Source organism: Gilliamella sp. wkB171 (assembly GCF_001693755.1).
Classification (GTDB): domain Bacteria; phylum Pseudomonadota; class Gammaproteobacteria; order Enterobacterales; family Orbaceae; genus Gilliamella; species Gilliamella apicola_F.
The window spans coordinates 19,042-30,156 of record NZ_LYST01000048.1; the positions used below are offsets into that span (position 1 = coordinate 19,042).

Annotated in this window: 5 protein-coding genes; all 5 read left to right on the forward strand. The window is 35.5% G+C overall.

Features of this window, described 5'->3' with window-relative positions:
- Nucleotides 1–132 precede the first annotated feature (132 nt).
- The 5 genes from A9G03_RS09735 to A9G03_RS09755 all read left to right on the forward strand — a co-directional run bounded on the left by A9G03_RS09735 (nucleotide 133) and on the right by A9G03_RS09755 (nucleotide 10,851).
- Nucleotides 133–3,774, forward strand: coding sequence for a DUF4132 domain-containing protein (locus A9G03_RS09735; RefSeq protein ID WP_065799089.1), 3,642 nt, complete (start codon nucleotides 133–135; stop codon nucleotides 3,772–3,774).
- A 164-nt stretch (nucleotides 3,775–3,938) separates the two neighbouring features.
- The gene (locus A9G03_RS09740) at nucleotides 3,939–5,033 is read left to right on the forward strand and encodes an ATP-binding protein (protein ID WP_065799090.1); all 1,095 of its coding nucleotides are present in this window, start codon (nucleotides 3,939–3,941) and stop codon (nucleotides 5,031–5,033) included.
- A gap of 9 nt (nucleotides 5,034–5,042) precedes the next feature.
- Complete coding sequence (locus tag A9G03_RS09745) at nucleotides 5,043–7,568, forward strand: DUF5682 family protein (RefSeq protein WP_065799091.1); 2,526 nt, start codon at nucleotides 5,043–5,045, stop codon at nucleotides 7,566–7,568.
- A gap of 8 nt (nucleotides 7,569–7,576) precedes the next feature.
- Nucleotides 7,577–8,746 (forward strand): VWA domain-containing protein, encoded by a 1,170-nt coding sequence (locus A9G03_RS09750; RefSeq protein ID WP_065799092.1) that lies wholly within the window; start codon nucleotides 7,577–7,579, stop codon nucleotides 8,744–8,746.
- Nucleotides 8,743–10,851 carry an SWIM zinc finger family protein gene (locus A9G03_RS09755; RefSeq protein WP_065799093.1) on the forward strand — a complete coding sequence of 703 codons (2,109 nt, stop codon included), beginning with the start codon at nucleotides 8,743–8,745 and terminating at the stop codon, nucleotides 10,849–10,851. Before A9G03_RS09750 ends, A9G03_RS09755 begins: the two co-directional genes overlap by 4 nt.
- Nucleotides 10,852–11,115: the final 264 nt, after the last annotated feature.

The window sequence follows — 11,115 nt, forward strand, 5'->3', positions numbered from 1 at the left end:
ATTACACGCTTGGTTTGGTTAGAAATCATTAAAAACAATCAAATTATAACTAGCTTTAGACCGGCGGAAGATGGCTACTTAATTAATATAAATGATTAATAAAAAATATCCTGCATAGGAGAATCAAGGAATATGAAAGAAACACATGCTCAATCTGCGCAACAATTAATTGCAACAATATTCGAACCACTAAACACACTCGATAAAAGTTTGCCAGAGCGTATTACTCAATATGTTTTACAGGGGGATGAAGCTAACGTTTTAAGTGATCTAGAACAATTATGTCAAACTAGCGATAACGCTTATAAACTCTTTGAATTACTATATAGACCCTGTGATTTTTATGGAACAAGCTTTTACGATAAACCAAAACCACCTAAAAAAGCCAGAATAGATTTTTATCAATGTTGGACTGATGACTATACACTTGAACAAATAAGGCGTTTTGGATGTGTTTTGAGCGCAATTTGTTACCATTTGCATTTAGTTAAATTAATTAACCAACAGTTGCCGGCATGGTTTTTATATCTATTATATGATGGTTTGATTAGCACAATGCCATCTTTTTGTAAAAATGAAGAAGACATTGAACAACGAAAAAGTTGGTCAATTGAACAATTACACCAACTACTCGAAATGGAACAAACTGGATTGGGTGAAAAGTTATTATTGGCGATATTTGATCGGCAAAATATGACGAGCAATGATTTAAGTGACTTTCAGTATTTTTATAACATCGATGGATTATTATCTTATATTAAAAATCATCTTAAATTATTTAGTCAGCTACCCGATCAGGATATTGCTGTTTTGGGGCAGGTAGAACAATTAAAGTACATTAAAAAGCATTCTGAACTTCAGCTACCACTGATTGAGTTTATTACTCAGCAAGCATTACATACTGCCAAACAAGTCAGTCAATTAGCGACAGATATGCTAATGGGTTTTCCTGTTGAAGATGTTCAACCAAAACTACAACACTTTTTAACGTCGGGCTCGGTTAAACAACGTAGTAATGCCGCTCAATCACTGGCAAGAATATCGTCAGATTCTGCAATATTACAACAAGCATTAGCAAGTGAAACCAATAAAACCGTTATTGGCGCCATTGAAAGCGCTTTGCTACGACTTGAAACTGCTAATAATGCAAAACAACAAACAAATTTAGTTATTCCTAGTTTTGAACCCATTATCGATATCGATTTACCATCGATGGCACAAGACATTTTGCGGCAAAATTATCAAGACTATCACAAACTAAAACATAATGAATCATATGACACACTAACTGAAAAAAATTTAGATGATATTTATCATTATTTAAATGGTAAAATTCAATACACGACGTTACTTCAAGGGATTAATAAAAACGTCGATTATCATTTTTTACTGACTAAAAATAGACTACAAAATTTACCCGAATTCACCCTTTATCACTTATTTAGAGCAATGCGATTAATTGATCAAAATGGTGGTACTTATTGTTTTGAAAGGGTATATACAAAAAATGACTTTGTTAAAAATTTCGATCTTAGGCAAATCGCCGATGTAATGGCGAAAATTGATTATTGTCAAGATGTGCTCTATGCTGTTGCTTTACCATTTATAACCAGTGAGACTTATCATCCTTTTTATGAAAATCAACCAGATAAATTATGGCCATTTTTTGCTGATCATGAATTTTTACTTGATGAAGTTTTAGGCTTTGCTGAGAGCAATAAATGTTGGTCCTACATTAAACTTGATAAAGTTAGTGCAATAAAAATATTACAACTTTTTCCTAGTCTGCCGACTAAATATGTTAATTATCTTTTTGAACTCGCACTAAAAGAAAACAAACTAATACGGCATGCAGCACAAAACACTCTAAAAGTCATTCCTAATATTCATGATCAAGTTGAACAAGCTTTACTATCGCCCAAACAAGAAGAGCGAATTGCAGCGGCAGATTGGTTGGCACTATTAGGACAAAAATCGTCAATTAAAGCATTACATCATGCATTAAAAAAAGAAAAACGCGAAATTATACAAGCATCATTATTGATTGCTTTAAAAAAATGTGGTGAAGACATAAGTCAACAACTAACCACTGAAAAATTATTAGCTGAAGCAAAACAAGGTTTAAAAGGTAAAAAACCTAATGACTTTGACTGGTTTGATATTAGCTTAATGCCTGCACTTACTTGGCAAAGTGGCGAGGCGGTCGAACCACAAATTATTCAGTGGTGGGCTTGGTTAGCGGTTAAGTTAAAAGAGCCTGTAAACCCACTATTAACGATTTATAGTCAATTGTTAAGTAAACCAAGCCAACAACAATTAGCTGAGTTTATTTTACGTAGTTTTATCAAGCAAGATACTTTAAGACCAAGCATTAACGAAGCCGAAGCGCAAGCTAACCTAATGGCTAATCAACGTTTGCAAGAATACTTAGGTTATTATAAACAATACCCGAGTTTATATCCTGCTTATGCCAATATTACATTGGAACAAGTATTTGAGGAGATAAAAAAAGAGACATTAGCTACCTACCTTGGTTCTGCAATTAAAGCAAAGGGTGTATTAGCGTTAACTACCGGTATTGAAGGGGGTGTTGCTGTTTCGTTATTACTTGATTTTATGAAACATCACCAAAAACGGCGGGCTCAAATTGAAGCGATGCTAGAACCCCTTGCACAAAGTGATGATCCACTGATTACTCAATTGTTGCTCTCAATAGCTCGACGTCATCGCATGGCAACAATACAAGAAAAAGCACGTTCCTTAGTAGAAACTATTGCTGAACGTAATGGTTGGACATTAGACGAATTAGCAGATCGCACTATATCAACAGCTGGGTTGGATGATAGTGGTGTGTTAACTCTCGATTATGGTGAACGCACCTTTAACGCAACGTTAGATGATAAGTTTAAATGGCACTTAAAAAATGCCGATGGTGACGAAATTAAGGCCTTACCTGAAGCACGTAAAAGTGAAGATCCAGCCTTAGTAAAAGATGCAAAAAAACAATTTAGTAACAGTAAAAAAGAACTGACTCAATTACTGGATATGCAAATTAATCGTTTTTATGAAGCGATGTGCACTCAGCGCAGCTGGCGAGTTGATGATTGGCAAACATATCTACAACCGCATCCAATTTTGGGTCGACTTATTCAACGCTTAGTATGGTTGGAACTCGATGAAAACGGTAATATTGTTAATAGCTTTAGACCAACTGAAGATGGTAGTTTGGTCAATAATCAAGATGACGAAATTGTGTTGAACGAAAATAATCATATTACCGTTGCGCATTCAGCGCTATTAACTGCTGATATCACAGCAAATTGGCAAACTCATCTTAAAGATTACAAAATTATTCAATTATTCGATCAATTCAATCATCCATTACCGGATATTCGTCACTTTAAAGATGACATAATTGATAAATATTATGGTTGCTTAACCGATAGTTTTACCATACGAAAAATCCTAACTAAATTGGGTTATAAACGTAATGATATACAAGATGCGGGTTACTTTGATAGTTATTATAAATATTTTGCTAGCCTTAAACTGTATATTAATATTGAATTCAGTGGTAGCTTTGTCCCTGAAGAAAATATACCGGCAGCGCTTTTCAATCTGTACTTTAGTAAAAATACAACGTTTAAAGATAGATTAATTGCACTTGATGAGTTACCGCCCGTGTTACTTGCTGAAGGCTATGCCGATTATATGGCGGTAGCAGATGCATCAAGCGGTTTTGATCCAAATTGGCAAGACAAGTTAATTTGGTAAAATTAACTAAATATAGCTAGCAAAATACTCACAATGTATGTTTAAAAGGCTGAACCAAAATATTCAATGATTACCAGTTTGTTACTGGTCGAAAGCTATAGTAATTATAGAATAGTAGCTGATAGAACAGCTGGTTTTGATTCAGATTGGGAGAATAAAGGATTATGGCAAAACAACAAGTTATTAGGTTAAGTGCTGAACAACGTTATAGTAAAGAATTGGAAAAACTGATTAAGGCCGATAGCGAAAATAATAAACCTGAAGGTTGGGTTTTATCCCCTAAATCGGTGCGTCAATTTATTTTAGGTAACGATCGTTTGGGCATCAGCCGTAAATTTTTTGGTGACGATCCTTTAGTTGATCGATCTATTGTTTCATTATTGGGTAAACAAGGATTAATGCTGGTTGGTCAACCGGGTACGGCCAAATCTATGTTATCCGAATTATTGGCTGCCGCCATCAGTGGTGATTCAAATTTGACGATCCAAGGTACGGCTGGTACTAGTGAAGATCATATCCGATATTCTTGGAATTATGCCTTATTGTTGGCCGAAGGACCAACCGAACGTGCATTAGTTGGTTCGCCAATTTATCAAGGTATGAAACAAGGTAAAATTGTTCGTTTTGAAGAGATAACTCGCTGTCCACCAGAAATTCAAGATATCCTTGTTTCGATTATGTCTGAAAAACAGATGATGATCCCCGAAATGGGGGCAAATGCGATTATTAGTGCTAAACCTGGTTTTAATATTATTGGCACTGCTAATTTACAAGATCGTGGTGTGCATGAAATGTCTGCTGCATTAAAGCGACGTTTTAACTTTGAAACTGTTAATCCAATAAATAATAAAAATTTTGAGATTGAATTAATACAAAGGCAACTTGAACAAGAATTAGGTGAATTAAAAACACAAATAGTTATTCCGGTTGATGTCATTGAATTACTTGTTACGGCTTTTCAAGAGTTAAGGCAGGGTCAAACTCAAGATGGCGCAAATATAAAAACACCTGATGCCGTGATGTCAACAGCCGAAGCGGTAAACATTGCCTATGCTTCAGCATTAGATGCTTATTATTTTAGCGATGGAACCTTAAATGCAGGACAAATCGCCAAACAGCTTATTGGGGTGGTTTTAAAAGATAATGCCGATGATATAAAACGAATCCAATTTTATATGGATAATGTTGTGCGTGAACGCGCAAAAAAATCCGATACATGGCACAGTTTTTATCAAGTATCGAAAACGTTCTGGAAATAACGACTTAACATGACGCTTAGCCAAGAATTATTACCCGATAGGTTATCACAAGCATTAAATAAACTTGCTGCTTTGCAGCAAGAGCAGATCTATTTTGCCCCCATACGTCATCATAGCCCATCATGCAGTTTTGCACTTAAAAAATTGATTGAGCAAACAAAACCAACGCATATATTGATTGAAGCACCAGTTAGTTTTACACCGTTAATTGAACAACTGTTACATGATGATACACGTCCGCCCATTGCGATACTTTGTCAGACAGAAATTGACACAATACCGTTAGTAACAGAAAGTGAAGATGATAGTGTATCTAAACACTCTACCTGTTCGGTTTTTTACCCATTTTGTCATTACTCGCCAGAATGGGTGGCAATACAAATGGCAAAAGAGCAACATGCCACACTACAATTCATTGATCTGCCTTGGGCTTTGCAATGTGATCAAGAAATAGCTGCTGATTTCGATAAAAGCCGCTCGCTACTTTCCGAAACTTATCTAAAACACAGCCAATACATTCAATATTTAATGAAAAAATTGCATTGTCGTGATCATGATGAAGTATGGGAACATCTTTTTGAACTGAAAGATTATAATGATATCGCTGATTGGCAAAATTTCTTTATTGATACCTTTATTTGGTGTGCAATGGCAAGGCTTGATTATTCACCGTCTTCACTAGCCGCAGAAGGTTCAGTTCAGCGTGAACAGTATATGTTAACAGCGATAGGTCAATTAAAGAAATCTCAACCTGATGCAAAAATTGTGGTAGTAACAGGTGGTTTTCATACCTTACCTTTACTGGAAGGGTTATGGCACGATCAGCTTGTGCTACCTAAAAAAGCTGAGATGACTCGATTTAATCATCAACAAAAAAGTGGTGATAAAGATCAAAATTGGTTAATTCGTTATAGCTTTGATCGCCTTGATTCCTTAAATGGTTATGCGTCAGGAATGCCTTCGCCTGCTTATTATCAAGCGGCATGGCAGTCAATGTTGCTTTATGATAAATCAACCACCAATGGCAAATCTTGCGTCGCATTTCGCCAATCTTTAACTGCTGATGTGCTTACCAATATTGTTGATAAATTACGGCAACAAAACAGTGACAATATTATCGGTTTTGTCCCATTTCGTTCTGCAATAGCACAATCAATGTTATTAGCCAACTTACGAGAACATCATGGACCAGGAAGATATGATCTGCTTGATGCGATTCAATCCTGCTTTATCAAAGAGAGTATCAATGATTCTCGTCATGAGTTTTGGTTAACCGTGCAAAATTGCCTATCGGGCAATTTGTTGGGTGAAATACCTAAAGATATTGCACAACCTCCGTTAGTGAATGAAGTATATTTAACGCTAAAAAAATATCGATTTAAGTTAGATTATTCCAGTCCTAAACTTACGCATATCGATATTTATCGCAAATCACAGCATCGGCAACGTAGCCGCTATTTACATTTATTGGCTTTTTTACAAGTGGGTTTTGCCAACCGAATAGATGGTCCTGATTATATTCATGGTAAACGCTTAACTATTATGTTTGAAGATTGGCGTTATGCTTGGACCCCCATGGTCGAAGCGCGTTTAATTAAATTATCTGAACAGGGGACGCAGTTAGCGCAAATCGCAATCAAGCAATTACAATTAGCGACAGAACAATCTGGACATTCAAGTATTGTGGCGGTTGAACAGTTAATTCAAGGCGCTTTGATGGGGCTTGAATCTTGTTTTGATTATTTATTAAATAATCTATCTAATTGTATGGAGAACGATAACGAACTAGACAATCTAATCAATTGTGGTCATCGCTTACTTTACTTATGGCAAGGGCAAAATTTTTTACAACTAAAAAATACCGCAACGTTACTGATATTATTAGTTAAAATAATTAAACAGAGTCTTTTCTTGTTAACCAAGTTAAAACAACCAGAGCAAGAACAGCAACAAAAAAATATCAAAACATTACTTTCATTTAGAGACTTACTAAATTATTTACCAGAGCAACTTAATGTTAAACAATTTAAACACGATTTTTATCATAATCTGCATCGTTTACAACCTGAGTTAGCTCAACTGCCATTAATCTGTGGTGCTATTGATAGTCTTAGCTACTTAGATACGTACTTAAGCCAACAACAACTAGAAGATAAAATAAAAATTAACTTTAGTTTAACAACACCAGATGATCACGCAATTAACTATTTTATCGGTATTATGCAGTGTACCCCGCAATTGATTATTCATTCAACTTTTCTACTTGATAGCTTAGATCACTTAATGATTGATTGGTCACCAGAACGATTTATTGAAATATTGCCTGATTTACGTTACGCCTTTTCTCAATTAAACCCGACACAGAATGCTTCGTTGGCTAGTCAGATTGCTAAAAAATATCATATTGTCGATGATGAATTAAATTTTTACCAATACAACTTTAGTGAAAAAGAGTTAAACAAAGCACTTTCTTTAGAATTATTGATAACCAAACATATTCAACAACAGCATTTGCAAACATGGTTTAAACAATAGGAATACGTATGACTAACGATAATCACATCGATGATAAAACTACCAATGAACAAATTAAACGTTGGCGTTTAATTTTAGGAAGTTATGCAGATGAGGATTTAGGTCAAATTAATTTTAATGCGCATGATAAGCAAATCGATCAATCATTAGCGTATCTTTATCGACACGAATATCGTGCTCGAGGTTTATTGACCAATGACAAAGCTGATTCAGAAATAAAAGCGGGTGATAAAAGTCGTTCTGTTTATAACACGATAGATTGGTTAAAACTGACACGTAAATTGTTTCCTAAAAGTACCTTTGAACGGATGCAAAATCAAGCGATAGAGCGTTATCACTTGGATGGAGTTTTAAACGATCCGAAAGTCATACGAGATCTTGAACCTAGTGTAAACTCAGTACGTTTACTGATGAATTTACGGGGTAAATTGAGTTATGACGTTCGTCAAGAAGTACGGATATTAATTAAAAAAGTGGTGGACGAAATTTTACAAAAGATTCAAACGAATTTTGTCAATGCGATCACTGGTAAAAAAAATCGATTTAGGCGCTCTTTAATCAAAAATAACCAGAACTTTGATTGGCGAGCAACAATCAATGCTAATCTAAGGCATTTTGATCAGAACAAACAGCAAATTATTATCGAAAAAGCAATTTTCAATTCACGCAAAATAAGACAATTACCTTGGGATATTATTTTATGTGTTGACCAAAGTGGATCGATGGATAGTTCAATTCTTTATTCAGCAATTTGTGCCGCTATCATCGCTAAACTACCGGCGATTAATTTGCATTTACTGGTGTTTGATACTCAAGTTGTCGATTTAACACATATAGCCGAAGATCCAGTTGAAGTGCTCATGACTGTACAATTAGGCGGTGGAACAGACATTGGTAAAGCACTTAATTATGCTGAACAAAAAATTAAAAACCCGAGCCGAACGGTGGTAGTGGTGGTGAGTGATTTTTATGAAGGCGCAAATGTAACGCATTTATATCGAACTGTCACTCGTCTTAATGCTAATCGAGTAAAAATGCTGGGTTTGGCTGCTTTAGACTATCAAGCTAATGCTGTTTATGATATGCAAATATTACAAAAACTTGCTGATCGCGGTATGCAGATTGCCGCCTTAACCCCCGAGCATTTTGCTGGCTGGCTTGCCGAGGTGATACGATGAGTTGGCAACAAACCTACTTAAATTATGATCAAGAAGCGTTAGCACTTTATGCTAATATTGGTTTAATTCGCCGTGCACGCAAAGATATCGAAGCTGATAAAGTCCTATTGCAAGAAGAACAACCCGATTTTCTTCTGTTTAGGGTCGATGGTCAACAGGTAAAACTCACTGCGCAAGGAATTCAAAAAGCAACTTGCAGTTGCCCAGCTAGTGGACACTGCAAACATATTATTGCGGCCATTTTATGGTTACAAATTCAGACCAATCATCAAACGAATAATAATGCAACATTATCGCAAAATTCAGAGACTGATCAGTCAGTGTCACCATTAAAAGATGCATTAAGCGAGCTACTAACAATCGATGCTGGCGTGCTACTTAAACAAGCAGGTAAAGCTAATGTGCGCCTTGCTTATCAATTGGTTTTTGATTGGCAGCAACTGCCGCCATTAACCGTAGAAAATCAAAAAGGGCAATTACGTATTCAAATACCACAAAGTGATATGCCGATTATCTATATGGCTGGGACCGGTTTTGCTGGTATGATTTCACAGCTACCCGAAAAACAGAAAACAGCTGTACATTTAGCGGTTATTGCTTACCTGTTTCAACAACATCACCAGCCATGGACTTGGCCAATCGAAAACAACTTAACGGATAAACCAATTGATCGGTTAACCGATGATGAAATAGCATTAATTAAGCAAGTTGAAGAACATATTTATACATTAATAACCCATGGATTATCTTATGTGAGTCAAAGCCAAGCGACACAATTACAGTTGCTTAATATGTCTGCTCGATCGCAAAATCTTCCTAGTTTAGCCGCAATGCTAAGACAACTTTGTCAACTTGTTGAACAACAAGCCAATCGACATTTTACCGTTGACGAACAAGACATACTGTTGTTCTTAGCTCGCCTTAAAGCGTATCTGGAAAAATTATTACATTGTCAAGGTGAGCAGCTCACCACAGTACGTGGAGGGCAAAAACGTCATTACCAAAATGATGCTCAATCAATTGACTTACTACCATTGGGGGCTTATTGGTGGCAAAGCAAAACCGGCGCAATCGGGGCGACCTTTTACTTTTGGGATCCAATAGCGCTACAATATTATGAGACAACCTTAGCCAGACCTAATAACTCGGATATCGACTTTAATCGACAAAGCATATGGCAAAGTGCATCAATTTGGCAAACGATGCCTTGTGACTTAATGAACAACGCTTTCACCTTATATGAACCACGTTTATCGCATGATGGTAAATTATCAAGTCGTGGTTCACAGATAAAATTACAACCAATAGGTTGGAATTTGCAGCAGTATCAGCAATTTCGCCAACAAGTAGGCTTTGATAACTGGCCACTATTAAGTCACTATTTACAAAATTACGATGCTAATATTTCACTTTTCAACCAAGTGCTCTTTATTCACGTTACCAAAGCACAACAACCTTATTTGGACGAAATCAGACAATGTTTGGTGTGGTGTGTTAAAGATTCACAGAATAATGACCTACTATTACGCATCTTCTGGGATGGTAAACAAAAACAGCGTATTGAATCACTTTATTTGCTACACGAAATAGAGTTACAACCCTTAACCGTGTTAGTAAAATGTGTAAAAAATGATAATAATTTAGATCTTGAACCGTTTGCACTATTTTATAAACAGACACTAACGGATGATATCAATATTTTAAATCTGGATTTTGACAATGAATCGTTATACCAAATATCAAATAATAGCGGTGACTATTATAAACAACCCGAAATACTATTTCAAAAACAACCTCAGCAGATTGCTTACCAACACGATCCGATTGTTATCTACATTATCAAGCCGACGCTCAATTTTTGTGAAACGATAACGAGTTCGGGACGACTTAAACTGAACAATGACGATAAAAAGCAATTAGCGCAATTGCAAAGTCAATGCGATACCTTAGGACTAAACACATTAAGTCAAGTTTTGACAAAAATAGGCAACCACCCAAACATCGAAGTCGTTCATATTTTACAAGCCGTGTACCTATGCCATCTAATGCAGAATGCACATTACCAATTACCCATTATGATTAGGAATGATGGTGAAGAAGAGTAAAAAATAGAATTAGATCGAACAAAAAGCAAATATTCAATTTGAAAAAGTATATTAAAGCTAGCTTGAAGATTAAGTAATAAAAGTTTTGTAAAAAGTTTAAGTAAATATACACGTTTCAATATAAAAATCTTGTTTTACATTCTCACCAATCAACCCTTTTTTTTACACTAAATTAAAATTGATTAAAATCAATATATTAAAAAAGGGTTAAAAAAAAGGGTTTTTGAACAAAAATCTTGTTTGCCTTTTTATAAACAGGGTTTA